We start from the raw sequence: 23,230 nt of genomic DNA, 5'->3' as shown, positions 1-23,230 counted from the left end.
TTTAAAAACCTCTCAAAAATCAACCGCACTTTTATCTTTATAACGCCCCTATGTTCTGACAGTTTATCTCTTTCTTAAAATACCCATAAAGTTGTGGCAATAGTTGCGTAATCAAATTTAATTGCTGATACGGTAAACTAAAGACGGTGCGTTCTTCCCCAGTCATCTCTTGTTTTTCCAATTCCTTTAAATGTGTTTCGATACTTTCTTGCTGTTGGCTAAAAATAGCTTCGGGGATTTCTTCAATGTGTTCTAAGGTATAAATAATTTTCTTCGCCACAGGATAAAAACCAGATAAAAACTGTGCGGTCTGTTGCAAATTTTTCATTCTGTCGCGATAAGCACCAAGGGCAGAAATATAGCTTAATAAAGAATAATTAAGCTTGAGCAAATCAAAACCTTTCTGTAAATATGCCTTGTATTTCACTGGTTCATTATTCATATTAGAAAGAGTTGCACTCAGTGCGGCTGCATATTGATGGGCATTGCGACGTGCTATGCGATATTTAAGATCATCACTTTTACCAAATTGCAATTGGCTAATAATATGCAATAAATACACCGCATCGCTACGCAATGCTTGATGACTCACTTTATCAAGTTGCAAATATTTCCAATCTGGCCATAAATAAGAAACGGCAAACCATGAAATCGCTGCACCAAGCAAAGTATCGAGTAAACGAGGCATTAACGCAGCTGCCGTATCAAATCCCATGACATCAAAACTCAGCAAGACTTGTAATGTGATGAAAAAGGTCGAGAAACTGTAATTATTACTACGGAAGAAAAAGAACAACGTACTTGTAAGCACCACAAGACCCAGTTTTAATTCTAAGGTTGGATTTAAATAAGGTAATAATGACCCCACCACTACACCTAATATCGTGCCAATAATACGCTGACGTAAACGTACTTTAGTTGCTGAATAGTTTGGCTGACATACAAATACAGTGGTCAATAAAATCCAATAACCAAGATTAAATTGGAAAAACTCAACAATGGCACAACACAAAAATACCACAATAGATAAACGCACTGCATGACGAAACAACGGCGATTCAAAAGTAAAATGGCTAAAAATCACCGCACTGATATTTTTTAACCCTGTGATTTGTTCCGTATGAATTTGAGCCAATTGTTCTGTATCCGTCGTTTCTTGTGCTAACTGGCGAAGTTGCCAGTTAATACTCTGTAAATTATCTAACAAGGTTTGAATATCAATCAGTTCATCTTGCACATTAGTATGTTGAGTTTGATATAACTCAAAGGAATGCAAAGTGCCTAAAAGCGCACGTTCCACACATTCATTAAAATGATAAGGTTTATTTTCACGCAAACTCGCGGTGATTTCTTTACAAGATTGTGCTTGTAGTTCTAATAAACGTTGAATACGGAAAATCAAATCTGTATTTTTTAGTTTTTCCGTTATTTGTTGATAATCAAAATGCGTAGAATTGGCGCGTTCGTGAATATCTTGTGCGGAAAAATAGTAACGTAACATTCTCTGGGTACGCGGATGGCGATGTTGCCCTCGAATGCGATAAAAAAGCGCAGTGCGAACAATATTAAATGCCGTGACAACATTTGCATTTTTCATTGCAAATTTGAGATGTTTTTTCTCAATCTCAGCCACTTCGTCAGGATCAAAAAAACAGGATTTTGTATCTAAATATTCGCCCAACGCACAAAACGCTTTAGCGACACTTTCTTGTACAGGACGATTTGGGAAAAACAGGTAAACAATGATAGCGACCACACTATAAAGCAAAGTACCACATAAAATCATTACAGGGTTAATAAACCATACATTTACCTCTGGGATATAAGTTAATGTGGTGTAAAGCGCAACCACTAATGAACCAAACGCAATGGTACTATAACGCTGCCCCACGGCACCAATCATAGTGAAAATAAACGTCAGCACCGTCATTAACACAATATATTGGATAGGATTACCAATATGTAACTGCACAATAAAGGAAGAAATAGAAAAGGCAATAAGGGTAAAAAATACGTTTTTCAATCGTCCAGTTAAACGGTTATCCAAATCCACCAAACCACCTGCAATGATGCCGAGAATCAAAGGCATTGATTGCGAAGAAATATCAAAAAACCATATTCCCACTGCCGCAATATTTACGGCAATAAAAACAGGAATTGTAGAAATTACTTTAGCATTTAACCGAATATTCATTTCAAATCCTTATCAAAATAGAAAAGTGAACAACAAGGCTCACTTTTTATTGTATAAAGTGCGGTCATTATTTATGGGATTTTGCCCAATTTAAGAAACGTGTTTGAGTTTCTTTATCCGCTTGTTGGAACCAATATTGGAGCTGTTGCTCTGTAACATTTTCGCCCTGAACAACCACTTTGCCTTTATTCGCTTTTGCATTACCTGCTGGAGCAGCAACCATTGAATTAACAAAAGTTGTTGTAGCAAATGCAGAAACTGATGCAGCTGCACCAGACGCATTATATTCAGCAAGATCATTTAGCACATTAGCACTTGGGAATAAACCTTCTTGTTTTAACACATCCACTTTCGCTGAAATAGCATTACCTGATTTTGTTTTCACAGTAATATTTGGCATTTGATTGAATTTATCGCCACTGTCAAGATTACGAATAACTGGTGCAGAAATAACTAAATCTTCAGCATTACCTTGAAATGTCACAATCACGGGATTAGATTCAAAAAGAGATTGATTCGATCCTGAACCAACAATTTCATTTAGACGCACAACAACCTGATGGCTTTGGGTATCATCTACAGTAAATGTCTTAGCTTTTCCGAGAGATTTAGAGGCTTTTTGACCATCAATCGCTAAAAACTCAAGGTTAGATGACGTAGAAACCATTCCAGCAAAGGTTGCCGTACTTGCGCATAAAGTGGCAAGACCTAATACAACAGCACGTAATTTCATAATTGCTCCTTTGGTATAAATGAAATACTCGCTTATGCTATGCCAAATTAAGCAAAATGAAAATATAAAAAGTAAGAATTAATTTAAAATTTTTTGTTATAAATAGCAAAAACAATCACAATGTTTTATTATGTTGGCGATCTACACACTAAACCAGTGTCGTGAAAATTTAATCCATTAAATATCAACGGGAGTAACAATGTTGAACGATATTTTAACAGGCTATGGAATTTTTATTTTGGAAATTTTAACAATTTTATTACTCATTCTTGCTATTGTTGGTTTGATTATTTCTTATCGCCAACATAACAAGTCTAAAACGGGAGAATTAGAAATTAAAGATTTATCAGAAGAATTTAATGAACAAGTTCGTTTATTACGTGATTTTAATCTTTCTGAAGAAGAACTAAAACAGCAAGCCAAAGCAGAAAAAAAAGCTGAAAAACAAAATGCTAAAAAACGTAAAGAAAAATTGAAAAAAGGCGATACTTTAGAAGATGAAAAGAAAGCTTGCGTATATGTATTAGATTTTTGCGGCGATATTTCAGCCTCAGAAACAACCGCACTTCGCAAAGAAATTTCAGCTATCTTAAATGTCGCCAAACCTGAAGATGAAGTATTACTACGTTTAGAAAGTCCTGGTGGCATTGTGCATAATTATGGATTTGCAGCCTCTCAATTGTCTCGCTTAAAACAAAAAGGCATAAAATTAACCGTTGCCGTTGATAAAGTGGCTGCAAGTGGCGGTTATATGATGGCTTGCGTTGCCGATAAAATTGTATCCGCACCTTTCGCTGTTATCGGTTCTATTGGCGTTGTCGCTCAAATTCCAAATGTTCATCGACTATTGAAAAAACACGATGTCGATGTAGATGTAATGACTGCGGGCGAATTTAAACGTACAGTGACCGTATTGGGCGAAAATACGGAAAAAGGCAAACAAAAATTTCAACAAGAATTGGAAGAAACACATAAATTATTCAAACAGTTTGTCTCACAAAATCGCCCTTGCCTAGATATTGACAAAATCGCAACAGGCGAACATTGGTTTGGACAACAAGCCATTGAATTACAACTTGTCGATGAAATCTCAACGAGTGATGATTTAATTTTGGAAAAAATGAAAGAAAAACGGGTGCTTAATGTTAAATACCGTTTAAAAAAATCCCTAATAAAAAAATTCGGACGACAAGCTGAAGAAAGTGCGATAAATATCATTCATCGTTATAGTGCAAAACAGTCTAAAGACTTTATGTACTAAAAATTTATTCACAAAAAAGACAGAAGTTTTTATTTCTATGTTTACAAGACAAATCTTTGTCATTAAGACACTCGCCGATCTTTAGGGGGGTTATTATATTTAATTCATAAAAATATAAATGGAGAACAAGTTCCCCAACTAGTATGGCCAAAAATTGATTCCGCAACCTTTAATCACGATGGCAGTCAATTTGGTTCTTGGCCAAATTGGGACAATCTCCGAATGATTGAAAGTGGTATGAATAAAGACCAAAATCGCTATTTAGCATTTCCCCTTAGCAAAATTTTCTATTGTTCTTGCTTCCATAAATAGGGATAATAACGCCCCTATTCAAAAGGCAAAAAATAATGACGCACTATATTTTATTAATTATCGGAACCGCATTAATTAACAATTTTGTATTGGTAAAATTCTTAGGACTTTGCCCTTTTATGGGCGTATCCAAAAAAATTGAAACGGCTGTGGGAATGGGATTAGCAACAATGTTTGTTTTAACTGTTGCTTCCCTTTGTGCATATTTGGTCGATCACTATATTCTAATTCCCTTAAATGCCACTTTTTTACGTACATTAGTGTTTATTTTAGTTATTGCTGTAGTGGTACAATTTACCGAAATGGCAATAAACAAAACAAGTCCAACATTATATCGTTTACTCGGCATTTTCTTGCCTTTGATAACCACAAACTGCGCAGTACTTGGTGTCGCACTATTAAATATAAATCTTGCTCATAATTTAACAGAATCTGTCGTTTATGGTTTTGGTGCATCTCTCGGCTTTTCCTTAGTATTGGTACTTTTTGCCGCGCTTCGTGAACGTTTAGTCGCCGCTGATGTACCAGTCACTTTTCGCGGTTCAGCCATTGCTTTAATTACTGCAGGCTTAATGTCCCTCGCTTTTATGGGATTTACAGGACTTGTAAAGTAATAAAATGATTTACTTTTTAATGATAATAACTCTCTTAATTTTATTTATTGGGCTGTCTCAGTATTTTTCAGGAAAAAGAAAGAAATAATGACTTTTTTATTCATCGTAATTACGCTACTTGCTTTAATTTTCGGTGCAATTTTGGGCTTTGCATCAATTAAGCTCAAAGTGGAAGCTGATCCTGTCGTAGAGAAAATTGATGCTATTTTACCGCAAAGCCAATGTGGGCAATGTGGTTATCCTGGTTGTAAGCCTTATGCTGAAGCCATTTGCAATGGCGATGAAATCACAAAATGTATTCCAGGTGGTCAAACAACTATCGTAAAAATTGCCGAAATTCTAGGGGTTGATGTGCCAACAATGGATGGCGTAGAAGAACCTATCGAGAAAGTCGCTTTTATTGATGAAAATATGTGTATTGGCTGCACAAAATGCATCCAAGCCTGTCCTGTTGATGCCATTATTGGTACAAATAAAGCAATGCACACGATTATTCCCGATCTTTGCACGGGTTGCGAGCTTTGTGTTGCGCCCTGCCCGACAGATTGTATTTTAATGATTCCCGTGAAAAAAAATATCGATAATTGGGATTGGAAATTTGATGCAAAACTTGTTATTCCAGTAATGAATGTCGATGGCTTTGAAAAAAAATTGGTTGTGGGGGAATAAATGGCGGACGTATTATCTCGTTTCAATTCCGGTAAATTATGGGATTTCAAAGGTGGCATTCATCCACCAGAAATGAAATCTCAATCTAATTCACAGCCATTACGCCATCTGCCTCTCGGCACGGATTTTTACATTCCACTCAAACAGCACGTAGGAACAACAGGCAATCTCTTAATAAAAGAGGGCGATTACGTTTTAAAAGGACAAGCCTTAACAAAAGGCGATGGCTTGCGTATGTTGCCAGTTCACGCGCCCACTTCTGGCATAATTAAATCGATTAAACCTTATGTTGCCACCCATCCTTCAGGTCTTGATGAACCCACAATTCATTTACAAGCAGATAGTTTAGATCAATGGATCGAACGTAATCCTATTGATGATTTTTCAACGCTATCGCCAGAACAACTTATCCACAAAATCTATCAAGCAGGTATAGCAGGTTTAGGCGGTGCGGTATTCCCGACTGCTGCCAAAATTCAGTCAGCAGAGCAAAAAGTCAAACTCTTAATTATTAATGGTGCAGAATGTGAGCCTTATATTACTTGTGATGACCGTCTTATGCGTGAACGCGCTGATGAAATAATAGAAGGCATTCGTATTTTACGTTATATATTGCGTCCTGAAAAAGTTGTCATTGCCATTGAAGATAACAAGCCTGAAGCCATAGAGGCAATCCGCAAAGCACTACAGGGAGCAAATGACATTAGCGTTCGGATCATTCCAACAAAATATCCCTCAGGTGCTACCAAACAACTGATTTATTTGCTCACAGGGATAGAAGTGCCAAGTGGTGCACGTTCGTCCAGCATTGGCGTATTAATGCAAAATGTGGGAACAATGTTTGCAATAAAAAGAGCAGTTATAAATGACGAGCCTTTAATTGAACGTGTCGTTACCCTTACTGGAAATAAAATCGCTGAAAAAGGTAATTATTGGGTTCGTCTTGGCACACCCATTTCCCAAATATTGAGCGATGTTGGCTATCAATTTGACAAGTATTTTCCTGTATTTGTGGGTGGGCCAATGATGGGACTAGAGCTTCCAAACTTCAATGCGCCTGTGACAAAAATTGTCAATTGTTTACTTGCTCCAGATTATCTTGAATATGCCGAACCTGAAGCAGAACAGGCTTGTATTCGCTGTTCTAGCTGTTCTGATGCCTGCCCAGTAAATTTAATGCCACAACAACTTTATTGGTTTGCGCGCAGTGAAGATCACAAAAAATCGGAAGAATACGCCCTCAAAGATTGTATTGAATGTGGAATTTGCGCCTACGTATGCCCAAGCCATATTCCTCTAATTCAATATTTCCGCCAAGAAAAAGCTAAAATCTGGCAAATAAAAGAAAAACAAAAGAAATCAGATGAAGCCAAAATTCGCTTTGAAGCAAAACAAGCACGGATGGAACGTGAAGAACAAGAGCGTAAAGCACGTTCACAACGTGCAGCACAGGCTCGCCGTGAAGAATTAGCACAAACTAAAGGGGAAGATCCAGTCAAGGCGGCACTCGAACGCTTGAAAGCGAAAAAAGCCAATGAAACAGAATCAACGCAGATTAAAACACTAACCTCAGAAAAAGGGGAAGTTTTACCTGATAACACAGATTTAATGGCACAACGTAAGGCTCGCCGTTTAGCTCGTCAGCAAGCAGCATCTCAAGTCGAAAATCAAGAACAATCTGTTCAGCCAACCGATGCGAAAAAAGCAGCGGTTGCAGCCGCACTTGCGAGTGCAAAAGCGAAAAAACTTGCGCAAGCAAATAGCACCGCCGAAGCTATTTCAAACTCTCAAACCGCAGAAAATGAAGTAGAAAAAACAAAAACTGCGGTAGAAAAAACACAAGAAAATTCAACCGCACTTGACCCGAAAAAAGCAGCGGTAGCCGCTGCGATTGCTCGTGCAAAAGCAAAAAAACTTGCGCAAGCAAATAGCACCGCCGAAGCTATTTCAAACGCTCAAACCGCAGAAAATGAAGTAGAAAAAACAAAAAGTGCGGTAGAAAAAACACAAGAAAATTCAACCGCACTTGACCCTAAAAAAGCCGCCGTAGCCGCAGCGATTGCGCGTGCAAAAGCGAAAAAACTTGCGCAAGCAAATAGCACCAGCGAAGCTTTTTCAAACTCTCAAACCGCAGAAAATGAAGTAGAAAAAACAAAAAGTGCGGTAGAAAAAACACAAGAAAATTCAACCGCACTTGACCCTAAAAAAGCCGCCGTAGCCGCAGCGATTGCTCGAGCAAAAGCGAAAAAACTTGCGCAAGCAAATAGCACCACCGAAGCTATTTCAAACTCTCAAACCGCAGAAAATGAAGTAGAAAAAACAAAAAGTGCGGTAGAAAAAACAGAAGAAAATTCAACCGCACTTGACCCTAAAAAAGCCGCCGTAGCCGCAGCGATTGCTCGAGCAAAAGCAAAGAAATTGGCAAAAACACAAGCAACATTAGAAAATAATCAGGAATAAAATAATGTTTAAAATGGTTAGCTCCCCACATACCCATTCAGGAAAACTCACAGCGCGTATTATGCTTTGGGTAATATTGGCAATGATGCCCGCTTTTTTCACGCAAATTTATTATTTTGGATTTGGCGTGGTGCTTCAATCCGCATTAGCCATTGGTACAGCAATCATTGCGGAGTTTATTGCAATAAAATTACGCGGTAAAAAACCGCTCAATTATCTTTCAGATTTCAGCGTATCCCTGACTGCGTTAATTTTGGCGATGGCTATTCCACCTTATGCACCTTATTGGATCATCATCATTGGAACACTCTGTGCAGTTTTATTAGGTAAACAAGTTTATGGGGGGTTAGGGCAAAACCCATTCAATCCCGCGATGATTGGCTATGTAATTCTTCTAATTTCATTCCCGTTACAAATGACAACTTGGATGCCTCCAATTAATTTATTACAGGAACCACCAACTTTTTCGGATGCCTTTTCATTAATATTTTCAGGTTTAACCACTGACGGATTTACGCTTTCACAACTTACACATAACATTGATGGCATTACCCAAGCAACGCCTTTGGATAGTGCAAAAATTTTCTATAAAAATCACACTCAATTAAATGATTTTTATGAATTAATTAAACTACCGATTTTTATAGGTAATGGAACCGACTTTGCTCAAGGCTGGTGGCAAGTCAATGTGGCTTTCTTAGTGGGTGGAATTTTCCTTATTTTAAAACGCATCATTCACTGGCAAATTCCAGTGGCAATGATCGTGACCTTTTTCTGTTTAGCCACCGCCACTGCTTTCACTGGCTTCACGCATTTAAGTGCGATTAGCCAACTCGTGAGTGGTGCAATGATGTTTGGCGCATTTTTTATTGCGACAGATCCTGTCACAGCCTCCATTACACCACGAGGAAAAATTTTTTTTGGTGCATTAGTGGGGTTATTTGTCTATCTCATTCGTTATCACGGAAATTATCCAGACGGCGTGGCATTTGCCATTTTATTAAGTAATATTTGCGTTCCACTTATCGATCATTACACACGTCCTCGCGTATCTGGTTATCCAACAAAAGGAAGAAAATAATGGGTACAGTAAAAATCACATCGCGTTACGGCATATTACTAGGCTTTATTGCCCTACTTTGCACAATAATTTCTGCAGGAATTTTCTTCCTAACAAAAGATAAAATTGATGCGGTAATCGCAGCACAACAGCGAGAATTACTTCTACAAGTTATTCCACAAGATTATTTCAACAATAATTTGCTAGAAAGTGCGGTTATTCCACAAGATTATTTCAACAATAATTTGCTAGAAAGTGCGGTTATTCCTCAAGATAAAAATTTGCTGGGCATTCAGAAAATTTATTTTGCGAAAAAAGATGGAAATGTTTCTGCCTATGCCTATGAAACCACTGCACCCGATGGTTATTCTGGTGATATTCGCTTGCTTGTAGGATTAGATCCTAAAGGCGAAGTGTTAGGCGTACGAGTAATCGAACATCACGAAACACCGGGCTTAGGCGATAAAATTGAACGCCGAATTTCTAACTGGATTTTAGGTTTCACAAATCAACCGATTAATGAACATAATTTAAGCGAATGGGCAGTCAAAAAAGATGGCGGAAAATTTGATCAATTTTCGGGTGCAACCATTACACCTCGCGCAGTGGTTAATCAAACTAAACGTTCAGCATTAATCATGCTAAATAACCAAGCCTTGTTACAACAGCTTTCAACACAAGTGAAATAATATGACAGATTTAACTGAAAAAAATACCGCACTTGAAGAAGAACAAATAGAAAGTGCGGTTGAAAATCAACAAAAATCCATCTGGAAAGACATTTTTACTCAAGGAATTTGGAAAAATAATCCAGCCATTGTTCAACTTCTCGGGCTTTGTCCACTTTTAGCGGTGTCTAGCACAGCCACCAACGCTCTTGGTTTGGGTTTAGCTACAATGCTTGTACTCACTTGCACAAATACGGTCATTTCCCTTTTCCGTCAATATATTCCTAAGGAAATCCGTATTCCAATCTACGTGATGATCATTGCAACCACAGTAACAGCGGTTCAAATTTTAATGAATGCTTACACTTATACGCTTTATCAATCACTGGGGATTTTTATTCCATTAATTGTGACTAACTGCATTATTATCGGTCGTGCAGAAGCATTCGCCTCAAAAAACAGCTTACTCCATTCCATCTGGGATGGATTTTCAATGGGATTAGGAATGGCACTTAGCTTAACAGTACTCGGTGCATTGCGTGAAATTATTGGGCAAGGCACGATTTTTGAGGGCATCGAAAATCTATTCGGCGAACAAGCAAAATTTTTAACGCACCATATTTACCATACAGACAGTAGCTTTTTACTTTTCATTCTGCCACCAGGCGCATTTATAGGCTTAGGCTTGCTCCTCGCCATAAAAAATCGAATTGATAATGTAAAAAAATAAGGCAACCAAATCTTGCTTCCCCTACTTACAGGGCGATGTCACAAAGTGACAAAAAGAGGTTCAAAAAAATCTTGCCTTCCCCTGCTTGCGGGGGAAGGTGTCACGAAGTGACGGAAGGGGGCTTGCAACCTTCTAAACAAATAATTTCAATAAATCAAATAGACTAATTTCTACAAAATATGAACAAAACAAAAAGAATCGAAATACTCACAAGATTACGAGAGCAAAATCCCCACCCGACCACTGAATTACAATATAATTCGCCCTTTGAATTATTAATTGCGGTCATTCTATCGGCACAAGCAACGGATAAAGGCGTGAATAAAGCAACAGAGAAACTATTCCCCGTGGCAAACACGCCTCAAGCGATTTTAGATTTAGGATTAGACGGTTTAAAAAGCTATATTAAAACTATCGGGCTTTTTAATAGCAAAGCAGAAAATATTATCAAAACTTGCCGAGATTTAATCGAAAAGCACAACGGCGAAATCCCCGAAAATCGTGAAGCCTTAGAAGCATTAGCAGGTGTTGGACGAAAAACAGCCAATGTTGTACTAAATACGGCATTTGGTCATCCAACCATTGCGGTGGATACCCATATTTTCCGTGTATGCAATCGAACTAATTTTGCACCAGGTAAAGATGTGGTAAAAGTGGAAGAAAAACTGCTTAAAGTCGTGCCTAATGAATTTAAAGTAGATGTTCATCATTGGCTGATTTTACACGGACGCTACACTTGTATTGCACGCAAACCACGTTGTGGATCTTGCATTATTGAAGATCTTTGTGAATATAAAGAAAAAGTTGAATTTTAATTTTGCGGTAAAACAGCCTAATTATTTACCGCACTTTTATTAGAAATAGGATAAAAAATGACAACAAATAATAAACAGCGACAAACTTGGTCGAGCCGTCTCACTTATGTTATGACGGTTGCAGGCGCAACTGTTGGCTTCGGTGCAACTTGGCGTTTCCCTTATCTTGTTGGGGAAAATGGTGGCGGCGCCTACGTTCTACTTTTTTGTATCGCAATGATTGTAATCGGTATCCCAATGATTTTAGTTGAAAACGTGATAGGTCGCCGCTTACGTGTCAACTCCATTGATGCGTTCGGCGATAAAATCCTAGACAAAGGAAAAGGCATTTCTAAATATTGGAAAATACTAGGTTATATGGGCTTACTCGGCGCATTTGGCATTATGGCGTATTATATGGTGCTTGGTGGCTGGGTTATTTCTTATATCATTAGCCTAATTAACGGTACATTAGACATTTCAACCCCCATCACAAAAGACATCGCCAAAAATTTCTACGATCTTCACATCGGCAATAGCCCTTATGAAATTATATTCTACACCCTCTTATTTGTTATCGTGAATTACATTATCTTGGCAAAAGGTATCATTGGTGGGATTGAACGTTCGGTAAAATATTTAATGCCACTGCTATTTATCTTCTTAATTGGAATGGTTATTCGCAACGTAACATTACCGGGCGCAATGGAAGGCATTACATTCTATTTAAAACCAGATTTCAGCAAAATTACGCCACAATTATTTATCTTCGTTTTAGGTCAAGTCTTCTTCGCATTAAGCCTTGGTTTTGGTGTATTAATTACCCTTTCCAGTTACCTCAATAAAGAAGAAAACTTAATCCATACTGCAGTGATTACAGGTTTTACCAACACAATTATCGCCGTACTTGCTGGCTTTATGATTTTCCCCTCACTTTTCACATTTGGAATTGAACCAAACGCAGGGCCAACTTTAGTATTCCAAAGTTTACCTATCGTATTTTCTCACTTATGGGCAGGTAAATTCTTTGCAATTATCTTCTTCGGCTTATTATTAATTGCCGCACTAACGACTTCCATCACAATTTATGAAGTAATCATCACGGCATTGCAAGAAAAACTCAGAATGCGTCGTGGTAAAGCCATTATTTTTACGCTTGGAGGGATCTTTCTATTAGGCAATATTCCAGCAATTTTAGGGGATAATCTATGGAAAAGCGTAACCATCTTCGGCAAAAGCATTTTCGATTTCTACGATTACGCCAGTGGAAATATTCTCTTTATGCTGACCGCACTTGGCTGTGCTATTTTCGTTGGTTTTGTATTAAAAGATGAAGCCAAAAAAGAACTTTCTTCAACAAAATATTCAACTTTCATCAAAATTTGGTTTAACTACGTGAAATTTGTTGTCCCCGTGATCATCTTAGTGATTTTTATTAGCAATCTGTTCTAAAAAAGAAAAAACCGAGTAAATGCTCGGTTTTATTTTTTAAAATTTCTACAAAATATTATTAGTTTTAAGCTAATTCCTTGTCTTTCTTTTATTAGCTTTTTTAACCGCACTTTATGCTTGTTTTAGCTTGGTTATTGATATAACAACATATAATCCAATGTAGGTTGGGCGTAAGCCCACGCATTTAACTATCCCTAGTGGACTGATAGCCAGTGCAATTAATTTTAGCGGAGAAAGTAATCCTCTTAATATTAGCCACCCTGCAGATGATAAATGTCCTGAAAATTTATGAAGAATTACATTTAGTTTGGATAAGCCTAAAAATAGCCGTGCAGCTGGATAGAGTATAAAACTTAAAGCAAGGCTTAATGCACCTAATAGACTTAAACTTCCCCCGATTGCAGCTGCAGTTTTTGCTATAGTAGAGGTTAATTTAGGATGTTTATCAATCCACGTCTGGATTTTATCAAGCAAATAGCCAACTCCGTCCATTAAGCTAGTCATCGTATCTTTTAAACTGGCTCCTACAGAACTATTTACATTGAATAAACGATTTTTAAATAATTGCCATTTTGCTGATAAAGTAGTCATTCGGGTTTGGAATTCCCTAGCCATACTATTTTTAGCTTCTTCACTATTTGCCAGTTCAATTTGTCTGCGCCATTCTTCGGTATTGGCAACAAGCCCTGCTAATTGGGTATTATAATTTCCGCCTGCAATATCGCTAATTACGCCAGCCCGTAAATGTTTAGGCAATTTTTTTATTTTTTCAACAATCATCATTAACGTACCTTGAGCATCTTTTACCATTGCTTTTTGAATCGCTTTTGGATCTAAACCTAACGCTTTTAGTCCGTTATTAACGGGTTTCATTCTAGTGGCTTTACTTAGACGGTTGAATGTACTTTCGATTGCTTTGGCTGATGTACTGGCTTCGTTTCCTGCCGTTAATAAAGTTGAACCAAGTGCAGCAAGATTCTTTTCACTAATTTTGACTAAATTACCAATTCCTGATGTGTTATTTAGAAAATTAATAATATCTGTCCCCTTTGAAATGGCATTATCATCTAAATAGTTAATAGTATCGGCTAGCTCTTTGGCATCTTTGGTGGTTAATTTAAAGTTTTTCTGTACTTTACCAAATAACTCTACTAATTCATCGGGGTTTTCTGCATCAAATGCTGTCGCCATTTGGGTATTTAAGCGAATAAAATCTTCCAATTCATTTTCCTGAATATCCATTCTCGCTGCAGCAGTAACCATGTCACCAATTTGATTTGTGGTAAGAGGTAATTCAGTTGAAAGCTGTTTAATCTTATTTTTCCATTCATCGTATTTAGGGGTAAATTGCCCAAATTTGTCTTTTAGCCCTGGAACTTGGCGAGCGACCCCCCACCATAACATCTTCAAACGACATAAAATCTCGAATGGAATTGACAATTGGTGCAGTGATCGTTGTACCCACAGCAGAGGCTTGAGCTCCAATAATTTGTGATTTTCCACTAATATTTTTGAGAGTTTCAACTTGTCCGCGGTATTGATTGTAAGCTACTTGTTTAGCGTTGAGTTTTTTCAATGCGGTTTCTTGATTTTTAATTTGAACTGTTGCGCTTTTGGTGTTTTTCTGTAGTTCTCTTTGCTTTTGTGCGAGTTTTTCTGCAGAAATGCCTGATTTTGCTAATTCTTGGCGTACTTGCTGTAATTTATTTGCTGCATCAATTTGTTCTTGCTTGAGTTTTTTACCGCACTTTTCGCTTTCTCTACTTCCTTTTGAAGTCCTGCAGTAGGATGTTGAGCATTCTTCATATATTGAGCATAAGATGCGGCTTTTTGTTTTGCTTGCTCTAATTCTTGATTCAGTGAATCTAATTTTGATTTCAATGGATTGATAGCAGAAGCATATTGTTTCATTGCAGCTTGATGCTGTTTATTTTGCTGATTTAGTTGTCGCTGAATCGATTTGCTTTCTTTTAGTTTTGCCGATAGCTCATTAACGCTTTTAGATGCACTGCGAACTGGAGCAGAAATTTTATCAATGGCATTTAATAAAACGGTAAGTTGTAAATTATTCATTTTTATTCACTTTTCTATTAACAAGATTAATTATTTAGCTCAATAATCGAGCAAGCAAAAGGGGGAAATATGATTGCGATACTTTCATTATTTATTCTGTCTGTTGGCTTACTTGGGCTTGCAATTGGTTTTGGTGTAATTGCACTTTGAAATCTTTATATTTAGATGGGCTAGCGCTTAAACCGTATTGATGCACTGCAGCAATGGCGGCACTTGAGCCATTAAAACCCACTGAAACTTCGTTACCATTTGACCGCACTTTTAAATGTCGGGCGGTGCAAAGTTTAGCGAACATGGCTTTACGTTTGATTCGCCCTTTCTTTTTTCTAAATTCTTTACATGGTTTTCTCGGTTCAAAGGCAGAACCATCGGGATTTTGTTGGCGTGCAATTCGGTTCGATTGGCTTTTTCGTAAGGCTTGCCCGATTTTTCGCCCAAGTTGTCTACGTGCCTGCGGAGAAAGATTGGCAATAAGTGCGGTCAATTTTGCCTGAACTTCTTCTACTGTAACCATTAGACGGTATCCCCTCAAAAATTGGCGAATCCCAGTTTTCTAAATAGACTTTTACTCGGGTTGATTCATCCCATACTGGTTCTTTTGCGTAATGAATTTGTACGTTATTACCCTCTTTTTTAGAAACCACGCAACTTGTTACGCCCTGAATCATTTGTCTGCGTTTTTCTGGGATGGGGCATCACAATCTTCACAATCTTCACAATCTTCACAATCTTCACAATCTTCACAATCTTCACAATAAAGGCGACTTACTGCTTTAAAAGTGCGGTGTTTTTTAAGGGCGATTTCACGTTGCATTTCTTCAAGCTGTTGTGCTCGGTCGAATTGATCTGTCATGGCTGTTCCTTTTTATTAAATTCATCTATACATTTTTTTAAACTTGAGTTTTCAATAATGCACAAATCAAGGTGGTGCTGTGTCTGTAAATAGGCTTCGGCTAATTCACCATTGGTGCGAATTTGTGGCGAATACGCACTGCACTCTGTGGTTTGCGGACAAAGAATCGGCGATTTAATGATTTCCTGCTGAGTTGAACAGGCGTTTAACATCATCAGGCAAAGGGCGGTCAGCCCAATCTTGGTTTGATTTAAGTACATTTTTTAAATTCTGTGTTTGTTGATTTTGCTTTGCTTTGAGGTTGTTTACGGCTTGAATAAGTTGTGCTTGCTGTTCGGCAAAATTTTGAACGCTATGATTTAACTCAATGTAAGCGTTTTGCCATTTCAGTTTTAGCTGTTCTTCTTTGAGCATTTCTTTTCGCCAATAATTAGCCTCAAATCCCAGAAACATAATCAAGAGTACAAGCAATATTGGCCCGATAAGTAAAATGCTTCTTTCTTTGGCGGTTAAGAAATTAAACATAGGGCTTTCTCCTTTTGTCGGCGTTCAATCAATCCTTTTAATGGTTTTCCTGCGGCATAAATCCAACGCTCAAACTGACCGCACATAGCTTTGCTGTAGCCTTGGCGTGCCATTTTAAAAAGTGAGCTATTTTTTAATTTGCCGCATCCTACGTTAAAGGTGATGGAGACTAAGGCATCAAATGCGCCTTGTGGCATGGTTTGACCGTTGGCATATTGATTAACGCATTTTTCTGATTGTTTAATGCCCTTTACGTATAACTCAGCAATTTCTTGTAAGGTGTAAATTTTATTGCGGTCAATTTTTTCAACAGCATCGGTTATGCCTATGCCGACTGTTAAAACATCGGCAGGGCATTGATAAGGCTTTTTCATGCAACCTTCTGCATTACCAATCAGTAACAAGCCTTTTTCGGATGTTCGAATTTCATTCCCATGAGTGGCAATCACAAGTCCAACAATGGCGGATATGGCGCAGATGTATTTAGCTGAACGTTTAATCATAATGATGGCTCCGTTGTTTAAGTTCTTTTTCTTTTAATTCAAAGTCTTTTTTCTTGTAATACCAATTCACAAGAAAGGTGGCGACACCAATCACAATACCTGTAATCGATGCGACATCAGCCCAATTTACATTTGAGAACATATCGGCAATGCGTCCAATTAAGAAAGCGAATATTCCTGATGTGTAAGACGCTCTTGATGGTGTGTCGTGCATATCAGCTCCAAAGTTGAATTGTGTCATTTGCTACACTGATTTTTTCTGTATCGGCATCTGGCAAATTGACTACCGTACCAATGGGAATAATGGGCTTGTCCATTAAATGTGGATTGAGTTCGCAGGTTATTTCGAGTAAGCCTTCACTTCGTCCAAAATGGCGATAAAGGATGGCATCTAAATTGTCATTTTGTTGTGCGTAAACTTGCATTAGATTAACTCCGCATCGACGCGTTTTCTGCCCAATATGTCGCTAATTGCAAAGCGAGCATCACGGCGTAATTCATCAATGCTGTCTTTGAGTAGTGCCATTTTCTTTTCGCCATCGTTAGTGCTGTCATAGCTTGCATAGCGTTCATAAAGGTTTGCCAGTGCCAAGCAACTTACCGCACGTTTATAGCGATAAACCAGTACGCTTTCGCCATTGACTGATGGGGCAGTGATCTGTTCTAAACTGTCGCGTTTGCTTTGTGTTTTAAACGTGGAGAGTTCCGCATTGACGCTTGCCATTCCTTCAATTAAGGCATCTTGTAAGCGTTGTGTGGTAATAGTGCCGTCTGCACGGTATTGATTACGAAATTGAGAAAGTGACATATCGGGGAAGAAGCCATCATTACTGATAATGTCATCTGATGTATCGTAATCATTTAACTGTTGCTGCACTTCGCCCATTTCATAATCAGGGGCAAGTTTGACTGATATTGCGCCGTCGCTCATTGATTTACCCTTATAAAAAAAGTCGGGTGAGGATTAAATTAAGCACAGCCAATAAATCCGTCAGAATTTGACCGCACTTTTAATCCGCCCGACGGCTGCGTGGTTTGCTCGGTTTATATTCTTTCTTGCTTGTGCAAGAAAGAACCAAAGAACACACCCCGATTAAATCTCTTTTCTGCCCTTTGTTGTCATTTTCTTAACGGAAAATTTTTAACTCGCTACGCTCAAACAAGAAAAATTTTCCTAAAATGCCAAGTCGGTCAGGCGATTTAGACGGGGCATTAAAACAACATCAATATTCAGTTGTTGATAATTGTTTTTTTAGTTTCTTGATGTCGCCTTTTATGCCAATTTTTTGATCTAAACCCAAAGCACGTTCTAAATATGCCAGTGCTTGTTCAGGGTGCTTTTCAACCAATAACAAGCCCAATTCACGCAATAATCTCGCACGGCTTTCATCTGGCATATCGCAATCGGCAGTAATGCGTTGGATTTGCGCTAAGTAAGATTCGTCGAACGGTTTATTAGCTGCTCTTGCGGTTTTGGCTTGGTCGGCAAATTCTTCTGCTAACAAGGTGCCAAGTGTTCGGGTAAATGGCTCTGGCAAGTGTAAATCGTGAAAAACGGCATAATCAGCAATCTGTAAGGCAAGATGATATTCGCCACAGTCAATTGCCCATACGCACCATGTCATTAAGACATTATCTTGTTTACCACTTCCAACAGATAACGCCCCTTTAATCCATGGTAGATAGTCAGGCAAAATTTGCTTTTTAAATGCGCCTTTGCGTTCCGTTGATTGGATGTTTTTCAAATCCTTTCGATGGCGAGCAAGAATACGGCACATTTTGTCATATTCCGTAAAGTCGCTTAGATCTTCGGTTTCTGCCGCATTAGCAATAGCGGCAGAAAATTCCAGAAAATGGCGTTTGGTTGGGCGCATTATTGATTCCGTTATGCTGCCACAGGCGAAATAGGCGCAGGTGCCTCAAGAATGGTGATATTTTTCGCCATGGCAACTGCCTCGTAGTTTTCCACAACATAGGCTTCGTTTGACGATAAATAATCTTCCACACGATTGCGTTCAGGCACATCTTTTAAGTGACGACGCACTTTGCCTTCCTGCACGTAGATTGACAAGTTGTCGAGCGATGTGACTAACACAGTACCTTTCGGGAAGAATGGGACAGATACGGCTTGTAAACCGCCCACACGTTTTTGGCTAATGACGGTATCGCCTACCAAAATTTCGCTTGGTTTTTCTTGGTTAATTAATGGGAAATATTTATCGGCTAATAAGTCGCTACCCATAATTGCAACCAGTTTAGTGTCATCACGGTATTGTGCTGGAATGAAATCTTCTTTTAATGCAAAGACAAGGGCATCAAGGTTTTTATAGGTTTTACCTGCACCGATTTCGATTTTGCCACTGCTTTTTTCAATTTCTTTTAACACACGGGCTTTGGCTTTATCTTCGATTTGGACTAACCAACCCTTATTCACATCTTGCAATAATGGATGTTCAGTGCGGTTTGTGGTTGCGGCTACACTTGTGCCATTCCAACCAATCATAATGCGGTCTAATGCAATGCGTTCGGCTTTGAGTTTGCCCACACGTGCGGCAAAATCAGGGAATTTTGCCCAACTGTCTAAGGTTGCATAATTTAAATGCGTGTCAAAGTTGGTTTGTTCGCAAGAATAGGTATTTTCTTGCAAGCTGTGAATGTCTGTGGTTTCACGTGCTTTTGTGTTAGTGTCTGTGCGGCTAGCCACTGGTGAAAGCACACCTAAACGCAATGCGGAACCTTTCATCTCTTGCACCATCACTACATTGATGTGTTTTAAGAAATCGGAGCTTTCAAACACGGCATTTTCTAATTTTTGTTGGATAGTTGGCTCAACGGTAAACTGACCGCCATTTGCGATAAAAGCCACATCTTCGCCGTTATCTTGTGCAACACCAACTACATAAGCATTAAATTTTTGTTTGGTAAATTTATTCATTTGGTTTTTTCCTACGATAAATTAAAAGAAGCGACCGTCAGTTTCAGGTTGTTCACCGTAAACTAAAGGGCGAGGATTTTCGGGTTCAACCAGCTTTTTGAGTTCAACAAAGGTTGCTTGGATTTCCGCATTGCCTGCTTTCATTTCTTCGATTGCGGCTTTTTGTTTGGCTAAATCGTCAGAAAGTGCGGTTAATTTTTCCTGCATCAACGATTGCCAGTTGGAAAGACAGAGAAAAGTGGGATGATATTGCGCCTGTCGGTCGGGTTGAATTAGCCCTTGAGACAAGATTGAATTTGCTGATTGCGAAAGAAGAAAAGAGCGGTTCAGATTACAAAGAAATTGATTTGCTTGGTCGCCAAATGGAACGGATGGCGAGAGTGAAAAAATATTCTTTTGGCGATGGTAACGAAGTAGATTTAAACCCGAAACTGGCGAACCGCAACAAGGGCAACCGCAAGAAAGCCGAACCCAATGCCATTGATCAGGAACAAGAGGAATTGCTGATTAATGGCTTTCTTGATGGGATGTTTAATTATCAGCGAATTTGGCACAAGGCGAAAGAACACCGCATCAGAAATATTTTAAAAAGCCGACAAATCGGGGCGACTTACTATTTTGCCCACGAAGCCTTTATTGATGCCTTGACGACGGGGCACAATCAAATTTTCTTATCTGCCAGTAAAAAACAAGCCTTACAGTTTCGCTCGTATATTGTGAATTATGCCAAGCAAACGGCAGATGTAGATTTAAAAGGCGAAACAATCAAACTGCCAAATGGGGCTGAATTAATTTTCCTTGGCACGAACTCCGCTACAGCTCAATCCTACCACGGCAATTTGTATTTCGATGAAGTGTTTTGGGTGCCTAAATTTGATGTGATGCGTAAAGTGGCATCGGGTATGGCGGCGCAAAAGATGTATCGCCAAACTTATTTTTCCACGCCGACCACGATTGCACACCCTGCTTATGCGTTTTTTTCAGGCAAGGCATTTAATCGCAATCGTACGAAATCAGAAAAAATCGAAATCGATATTTCTCACGCAAACTTAAAGAATGGGAAACTTTGTGCCGACCGGCAATGGAAACAGATTGTGAGTATTTATGATGCAATGGAAGGCTGGTGCAATCTATTCAACATTGACGACCTAATCGCAGAAAACAGCAAAGAAGAATTTGAACAGTTGTTTTTATGCCAGTTTGCAGATGATAACACGTCGGCGTTTAAATTTGCCGACTTGCAACTTTGCCAAGTGGACAGCTTGGAAGAATGGCACGATTACAAGCCATTCTATCAACGCCCATTTGGTAATCGTGAAGTGTGGTTAGGTTATGACCCCGCCTTTACTGGCGACCGTGCAGCATTGGCGATCATCGCTCCGCCTAAAGTGGAAGGCGGTGATTATCGTGTTTTGCATTGGCAAACATTTCACGGCATGGATTATGAAGCACAAGCGAGCAGAATTAAAAGTTTCTGTGATGATTACAATGTCACCCGTATTGTGATTGATAAAACGGGGATGGGTTCTGGCGTATTCCAAGAAGTTAAAAAATTCTATCCAATGGCAATCGGTCTTGATTACAACGCCGATTTAAAAAATGAGATGGTATTAAAAACGCAAAACTTAATTCAGAAACGCCGCCTTAAATTTGATGGTAACGAAATCATCACCAGTTTTATGACAGTCAAAAAACGTATTACCGGAACAGGGAAGATTACTTATGTTTCTGACCGTTCAGAAGATGCAAGCCATGGCGACTTATCATGGGCAATTATGAACTGCATTTTAAATGTGCCTTATGGTTTAAACGGCGATGTATCAAGTAACCAATCAACCATTTTCACTTTTGAATAGGATTACCAAATGAGCAAAAAATCAAAAAAATCAACCGCACTTTCTACGGGGAATCAAGCACAGGCGTTCAGCTTTGGTGAACCTATTCCCGTGCTTGACCGTGCAGAAGTATTGAATTATTTCGAAAGCGTGTTGATGTATGAGAAATATTACAACCCGCCAATTAATTTAAGTTATCTTGCCAAAGCCTTAAATGCATCTGCACATCATAACAGTGCGATCACGGTGAAGAAAAATATTTTGCTTTCTACCTGTAAAACGACCGCACTTTTACCACGCACGCAGTTAGAAAAACTGGTGCAAGATTACTTAGTATTCGGTAATGCTTACCTTGAAAAAGTTGAAAACACATTCGGGAAAGTGATTGCGTTAAAATCGCCCCTTGCAAAATATATCCGCGTTGGCGTGAAGAAAGGCATTTTTTATCAGATTGTGAATGGCTTTGACGAATACGAATTCCCGAAAGATGCGGTGTTTAATCTGATCAACCCTGATGTAAATCAAGAGATTTATGGCGTGCCGGAATATCTCGCAGCTTTACAATCAGCTTTCTTGAATGAAAGTGCAACGTTATTTCGTCGCAAATATTATTTGAACGGCGCACATGCGGGTTCAATTATTTACATGACCGACCCGACACAAAACAAAGACGACATTGAAGCGATCAAAACACAAATCAGACAAACAAAAGGCACTGGTAACTTTAAAAATTTATTTGTGTATATTCCAGACGGAAAGAAAGATGGGATGCAAGTTATTCCATTGTCTGATGCTATCGCCAAAGATGATTTCTTAAACATTAAGAATACAAGCCGTGATGATGTGTTAGCCGCGCACCGTGTGCCACCGCAACTGATGGGAATTGTTCCTAACAATACAGGCGGCTTTGGTGACGTTGAAAAGGCAACGCGAGTGTTTTTTATCAATGAGATAATCCCATTGCAAGAACGATTGAAAGAGATTAATAGTTGGGTAGGGGAAGAAGTGATCACGTTCTCCGATTACAAATTGCTAAATTAGATCCTTTCAAAAATAAACAACCCGCAGAAATGCGGGTTTTTTATTGCTAAAAGAGCTGTTTTTGTCCTGTATAGTATTAGTATTGCCCCAGTGTATTATATCAAATCAATCAATATGACAAATCTTAAATCCTTATTTCAGCCCGATTTTTCGCCCAATTTTACGTATGAAAAATCGCAGTCAAACCCTCGCCACGCCCGCACACTAAAGATGTCGATTTCAACGCAATTTTAGATCCTTTCCTAACCCTTTTCACATCTACCGCCATTCAGATCCTTATTATCAAATTCTTTAACGCAAAATTACTCAAGTAAATGCAAGTTTTGATGATACAATCGCCGTCCCTAAAAGACAAAATATCATCTGAATTAGCGTCTTGTTTTTATGGCAGTAAGCGTAGTAAAGCTGATTGACTTGTAAAATATCTTTATTAAAAACAAGTTGATATATATCTAGATCAGTTTCCCCCAGCTCCACCAAAAACTAAAATCATACATCACTATAAGACATTAAAAAGC

26 protein-coding genes and 3 pseudogenes are annotated in these 23,230 nt (G+C 38.6%); 12 read left to right on the top strand and 17 right to left on the bottom strand.

All coding sequences use genetic code 11. From position 1 onward, the window contains the following. Window positions 1-37 precede the first annotated feature (37 nt). Both yccS and ACPT9C_RS05515 read right to left on the bottom strand, forming a co-directional pair. Window positions 38-2,194 carry a YccS family putative transporter gene (gene yccS / locus ACPT9C_RS05520; protein ID WP_050949075.1) on the bottom strand — a complete coding sequence of 719 codons (2,157 nt, stop codon included), beginning with the start codon at window positions 2,192-2,194 and terminating at the stop codon, window positions 38-40. A gap of 67 nt (window positions 2,195-2,261) precedes the next feature. Then, window positions 2,262-2,927, bottom strand: a complete 666-nt coding sequence (locus tag ACPT9C_RS05515; RefSeq protein ID WP_050949074.1) for a curli polymerization inhibitor CsgI-related protein — start codon at window positions 2,925-2,927, stop codon at window positions 2,262-2,264. A gap of 199 nt (window positions 2,928-3,126) precedes the next feature. Between ACPT9C_RS05515 and sohB the strand changes: the two genes are divergently transcribed. The 10 genes and pseudogenes from sohB to ACPT9C_RS05465 all read left to right on the top strand — a co-directional run bounded on the left by sohB (window position 3,127) and on the right by ACPT9C_RS05465 (window position 12,947). After that, a complete protein-coding gene (gene sohB / locus ACPT9C_RS05510; RefSeq protein ID WP_050949073.1) occupies window positions 3,127-4,188 on the top strand; it encodes a protease SohB in 1,062 nt (353 codons plus the stop codon). Between the two features lie 117 nt (window positions 4,189-4,305). Further along, window positions 4,306-4,440: pseudogene (locus ACPT9C_RS05505) on the top strand (OmpA family protein); the annotation flags it as partial. 95 nt (window positions 4,441-4,535) lie between these two features. Continuing rightward, window positions 4,536-5,114, top strand: a complete 579-nt coding sequence (rsxA, locus tag ACPT9C_RS05500; protein WP_005631902.1) for an electron transport complex subunit RsxA — start codon at window positions 4,536-4,538, stop codon at window positions 5,112-5,114. A gap of 87 nt (window positions 5,115-5,201) precedes the next feature. Further along, window positions 5,202-5,783 carry an electron transport complex subunit RsxB gene (gene rsxB, locus ACPT9C_RS05495; protein WP_050949072.1) on the top strand — a complete coding sequence of 194 codons (582 nt, stop codon included), beginning with the start codon at window positions 5,202-5,204 and terminating at the stop codon, window positions 5,781-5,783. Further along, on the top strand, window positions 5,784-8,243 hold the full coding sequence (rsxC, locus tag ACPT9C_RS05490; protein WP_050949071.1) for an electron transport complex subunit RsxC: 2,460 nt from the start codon (window positions 5,784-5,786) through the stop codon (window positions 8,241-8,243). Between the two features lie 4 nt (window positions 8,244-8,247). Beyond that, the gene (gene rsxD, locus ACPT9C_RS05485) at window positions 8,248-9,324 is read left to right on the top strand and encodes an electron transport complex subunit RsxD (protein WP_050949070.1); all 1,077 of its coding nucleotides are present in this window, start codon (window positions 8,248-8,250) and stop codon (window positions 9,322-9,324) included. Beyond that, on the top strand, window positions 9,324-9,992 hold the full coding sequence (rsxG, locus tag ACPT9C_RS05480; RefSeq protein ID WP_050949069.1) for an electron transport complex subunit RsxG: 669 nt from the start codon (window positions 9,324-9,326) through the stop codon (window positions 9,990-9,992). Before rsxD ends, rsxG begins: the two co-directional genes overlap by 1 nt. Before the next feature lies 1 nt (window position 9,993). Further along, on the top strand, window positions 9,994-10,701 hold the full coding sequence (locus tag ACPT9C_RS05475) for an electron transport complex subunit E (RefSeq protein WP_050949068.1): 708 nt from the start codon (window positions 9,994-9,996) through the stop codon (window positions 10,699-10,701). 179 nt (window positions 10,702-10,880) lie between these two features. Continuing rightward, the gene (gene nth, locus ACPT9C_RS05470) at window positions 10,881-11,516 is read left to right on the top strand and encodes an endonuclease III (RefSeq protein WP_005688005.1); all 636 of its coding nucleotides are present in this window, start codon (window positions 10,881-10,883) and stop codon (window positions 11,514-11,516) included. 57 nt (window positions 11,517-11,573) lie between these two features. Beyond that, complete coding sequence (locus tag ACPT9C_RS05465) at window positions 11,574-12,947, top strand: sodium-dependent transporter (RefSeq protein WP_061671238.1); 1,374 nt, start codon at window positions 11,574-11,576, stop codon at window positions 12,945-12,947. Window positions 12,948-13,058: 111 nt separating this feature from the next. On the opposite strand, the gene ACPT9C_RS05460 is transcribed toward ACPT9C_RS05465, so the two are convergent. The 15 genes and pseudogenes from ACPT9C_RS05460 to ACPT9C_RS05390 form a co-directional block, all read right to left on the bottom strand. Next, window positions 13,059-14,351, bottom strand: a complete 1,293-nt coding sequence (locus ACPT9C_RS05460; protein WP_230304906.1) for a phage tail tape measure protein — start codon at window positions 14,349-14,351, stop codon at window positions 13,059-13,061. Then, window positions 14,284-14,523: a hypothetical protein gene (locus tag ACPT9C_RS05455; RefSeq protein ID WP_230304905.1), complete on the bottom strand. Its 240-nt coding sequence runs from the start codon at window positions 14,521-14,523 to the stop codon at window positions 14,284-14,286. Before ACPT9C_RS05455 ends, ACPT9C_RS05460 begins: the two co-directional genes overlap by 68 nt. 101 nt (window positions 14,524-14,624) lie before the next feature. Beyond that, window positions 14,625-15,020 (bottom strand): hypothetical protein, encoded by a 396-nt coding sequence (locus tag ACPT9C_RS05450; RefSeq protein ID WP_230304904.1) that lies wholly within the window; start codon window positions 15,018-15,020, stop codon window positions 14,625-14,627. Between the two features lie 91 nt (window positions 15,021-15,111). Beyond that, on the bottom strand, window positions 15,112-15,534 hold the full coding sequence (locus ACPT9C_RS05445; RefSeq protein WP_050949427.1) for a phage virion morphogenesis protein: 423 nt from the start codon (window positions 15,532-15,534) through the stop codon (window positions 15,112-15,114). Beyond that, the gene (locus ACPT9C_RS05440; RefSeq protein ID WP_230304903.1) at window positions 15,464-15,688 is read right to left on the bottom strand and encodes a hypothetical protein; all 225 of its coding nucleotides are present in this window, start codon (window positions 15,686-15,688) and stop codon (window positions 15,464-15,466) included. The genes ACPT9C_RS05445 and ACPT9C_RS05440 overlap by 71 nt, the downstream gene beginning before the upstream one ends. Continuing rightward, a complete protein-coding gene (locus tag ACPT9C_RS05435; RefSeq protein WP_423717282.1) occupies window positions 15,685-15,873 on the bottom strand; it encodes a TraR/DksA family transcriptional regulator in 189 nt (62 codons plus the stop codon). The genes ACPT9C_RS05440 and ACPT9C_RS05435 overlap by 4 nt, the downstream gene beginning before the upstream one ends. Then, window positions 15,870-16,133 (bottom strand): Rz1-like lysis system protein LysC, encoded by a 264-nt coding sequence (lysC, locus tag ACPT9C_RS05430; protein ID WP_076773352.1) that lies wholly within the window; start codon window positions 16,131-16,133, stop codon window positions 15,870-15,872. Before lysC ends, ACPT9C_RS05435 begins: the two co-directional genes overlap by 4 nt. Then, a complete protein-coding gene (locus tag ACPT9C_RS05425; protein ID WP_050949428.1) occupies window positions 16,048-16,398 on the bottom strand; it encodes a chemotaxis protein in 351 nt (116 codons plus the stop codon). The genes lysC and ACPT9C_RS05425 overlap by 86 nt, the downstream gene beginning before the upstream one ends. Next, complete coding sequence (locus tag ACPT9C_RS05420; protein WP_050949429.1) at window positions 16,383-16,901, bottom strand: lysozyme; 519 nt, start codon at window positions 16,899-16,901, stop codon at window positions 16,383-16,385. The genes ACPT9C_RS05425 and ACPT9C_RS05420 overlap by 16 nt, the downstream gene beginning before the upstream one ends. Continuing rightward, window positions 16,894-17,115, bottom strand: coding sequence for a phage holin (locus ACPT9C_RS05415; protein ID WP_005689816.1), 222 nt, complete (start codon window positions 17,113-17,115; stop codon window positions 16,894-16,896). Before ACPT9C_RS05415 ends, ACPT9C_RS05420 begins: the two co-directional genes overlap by 8 nt. Before the next feature lies 1 nt (window position 17,116). Continuing rightward, the gene (locus tag ACPT9C_RS05410) at window positions 17,117-17,326 is read right to left on the bottom strand and encodes a tail protein X (protein WP_005653052.1); all 210 of its coding nucleotides are present in this window, start codon (window positions 17,324-17,326) and stop codon (window positions 17,117-17,119) included. After that, window positions 17,326-17,832 (bottom strand): head completion/stabilization protein, encoded by a 507-nt coding sequence (locus ACPT9C_RS05405; protein WP_050949430.1) that lies wholly within the window; start codon window positions 17,830-17,832, stop codon window positions 17,326-17,328. The genes ACPT9C_RS05410 and ACPT9C_RS05405 overlap by 1 nt, the downstream gene beginning before the upstream one ends. A 292-nt stretch (window positions 17,833-18,124) precedes the next feature. Continuing rightward, entirely contained in the window at window positions 18,125-18,775 is a 651-nt protein-coding gene (gene gpM, locus ACPT9C_RS05400; RefSeq protein ID WP_423717284.1) for a phage terminase small subunit, read from the bottom strand. Between the two features lie 11 nt (window positions 18,776-18,786). After that, a complete protein-coding gene (locus ACPT9C_RS05395) occupies window positions 18,787-19,836 on the bottom strand; it encodes a phage major capsid protein, P2 family (RefSeq protein ID WP_050949432.1) in 1,050 nt (349 codons plus the stop codon). A gap of 21 nt (window positions 19,837-19,857) precedes the next feature. Next, a pseudogene (locus ACPT9C_RS05390) lies at window positions 19,858-20,037 on the bottom strand (GPO family capsid scaffolding protein); the annotation flags it as partial. On the opposite strand from ACPT9C_RS05390, the pseudogene ACPT9C_RS05385 reads away from it, so the two are divergent. Next, a pseudogene (locus ACPT9C_RS05385) lies at window positions 20,025-21,692 on the top strand (terminase large subunit domain-containing protein); the annotation flags it as partial. The pseudogenes ACPT9C_RS05390 and ACPT9C_RS05385 sit on opposite strands and share 13 nt — an antisense overlap. A gap of 9 nt (window positions 21,693-21,701) precedes the next feature. Beyond that, entirely contained in the window at window positions 21,702-22,712 is a 1,011-nt protein-coding gene (locus tag ACPT9C_RS05380) for a phage portal protein (RefSeq protein ID WP_061671239.1), read from the top strand. Window positions 22,713-23,230: the final 518 nt, after the last annotated feature.

The sequence above is a fragment of the Haemophilus sp. HN_Hi16 genome, from assembly GCF_049823435.1.
GTDB classification, from domain to species: Bacteria; Pseudomonadota; Gammaproteobacteria; order Enterobacterales; family Pasteurellaceae; genus Haemophilus; species Haemophilus influenzae_D.
This window is presented reverse-complemented; position numbering and strand designations above follow the sequence as displayed.

Excerpts from the sequence above, each read along its gene's own strand:
- yccS (WP_050949075.1), bottom strand. The coding sequence starts at position 2,194 with ATGAATATTCGGTTAAATGCTAAAGTAATTTCTACAATTCCTGTTTTT.
- ACPT9C_RS05515 (WP_050949074.1), bottom strand. The coding sequence starts at position 2,927 with ATGAAATTACGTGCTGTTGTATTAGGTCTTGCCACTTTATGCGCAAGT.
- sohB (WP_050949073.1), top strand. The coding sequence starts at position 3,127 with ATGTTGAACGATATTTTAACAGGCTATGGAATTTTTATTTTGGAAATT.
- rsxA (WP_005631902.1), top strand. The coding sequence starts at position 4,536 with ATGACGCACTATATTTTATTAATTATCGGAACCGCATTAATTAACAAT.
- rsxB (WP_050949072.1), top strand. The coding sequence starts at position 5,202 with ATGACTTTTTTATTCATCGTAATTACGCTACTTGCTTTAATTTTCGGT.
- rsxC (WP_050949071.1), top strand. The coding sequence starts at position 5,784 with ATGGCGGACGTATTATCTCGTTTCAATTCCGGTAAATTATGGGATTTC.
- rsxD (WP_050949070.1), top strand. The coding sequence starts at position 8,248 with ATGTTTAAAATGGTTAGCTCCCCACATACCCATTCAGGAAAACTCACA.
- rsxG (WP_050949069.1), top strand. The coding sequence starts at position 9,324 with ATGGGTACAGTAAAAATCACATCGCGTTACGGCATATTACTAGGCTTT.
- ACPT9C_RS05475 (WP_050949068.1), top strand. The coding sequence starts at position 9,994 with ATGACAGATTTAACTGAAAAAAATACCGCACTTGAAGAAGAACAAATA.
- nth (WP_005688005.1), top strand. The coding sequence starts at position 10,881 with ATGAACAAAACAAAAAGAATCGAAATACTCACAAGATTACGAGAGCAA.
- ACPT9C_RS05465 (WP_061671238.1), top strand. The coding sequence starts at position 11,574 with ATGACAACAAATAATAAACAGCGACAAACTTGGTCGAGCCGTCTCACT.
- ACPT9C_RS05460 (WP_230304906.1), bottom strand. The coding sequence starts at position 14,351 with ATGTTATGGTGGGGGGTCGCTCGCCAAGTTCCAGGGCTAAAAGACAAA.
- ACPT9C_RS05450 (WP_230304904.1), bottom strand. The coding sequence starts at position 15,020 with ATGAATAATTTACAACTTACCGTTTTATTAAATGCCATTGATAAAATT.
- ACPT9C_RS05445 (WP_050949427.1), bottom strand. The coding sequence starts at position 15,534 with ATGGTTACAGTAGAAGAAGTTCAGGCAAAATTGACCGCACTTATTGCC.
- ACPT9C_RS05440 (WP_230304903.1), bottom strand. The coding sequence starts at position 15,688 with ATGATTCAGGGCGTAACAAGTTGCGTGGTTTCTAAAAAAGAGGGTAAT.
- ACPT9C_RS05435 (WP_423717282.1), bottom strand. The coding sequence starts at position 15,873 with ATGACAGATCAATTCGACCGAGCACAACAGCTTGAAGAAATGCAACGT.
- lysC (WP_076773352.1), bottom strand. The coding sequence starts at position 16,133 with ATGTACTTAAATCAAACCAAGATTGGGCTGACCGCCCTTTGCCTGATG.
- ACPT9C_RS05425 (WP_050949428.1), bottom strand. The coding sequence starts at position 16,398 with ATGTTTAATTTCTTAACCGCCAAAGAAAGAAGCATTTTACTTATCGGG.
- ACPT9C_RS05420 (WP_050949429.1), bottom strand. The coding sequence starts at position 16,901 with ATGATTAAACGTTCAGCTAAATACATCTGCGCCATATCCGCCATTGTT.
- ACPT9C_RS05415 (WP_005689816.1), bottom strand. The coding sequence starts at position 17,115 with ATGCACGACACACCATCAAGAGCGTCTTACACATCAGGAATATTCGCT.
- ACPT9C_RS05410 (WP_005653052.1), bottom strand. The coding sequence starts at position 17,326 with ATGCAAGTTTACGCACAACAAAATGACAATTTAGATGCCATCCTTTAT.
- ACPT9C_RS05405 (WP_050949430.1), bottom strand. The coding sequence starts at position 17,832 with ATGAGCGACGGCGCAATATCAGTCAAACTTGCCCCTGATTATGAAATG.
- gpM (WP_423717284.1), bottom strand. The coding sequence starts at position 18,775 with ATGCGCCCAACCAAACGCCATTTTCTGGAATTTTCTGCCGCTATTGCT.
- ACPT9C_RS05395 (WP_050949432.1), bottom strand. The coding sequence starts at position 19,836 with ATGAATAAATTTACCAAACAAAAATTTAATGCTTATGTAGTTGGTGTT.
- ACPT9C_RS05380 (WP_061671239.1), top strand. The coding sequence starts at position 21,702 with ATGAGCAAAAAATCAAAAAAATCAACCGCACTTTCTACGGGGAATCAA.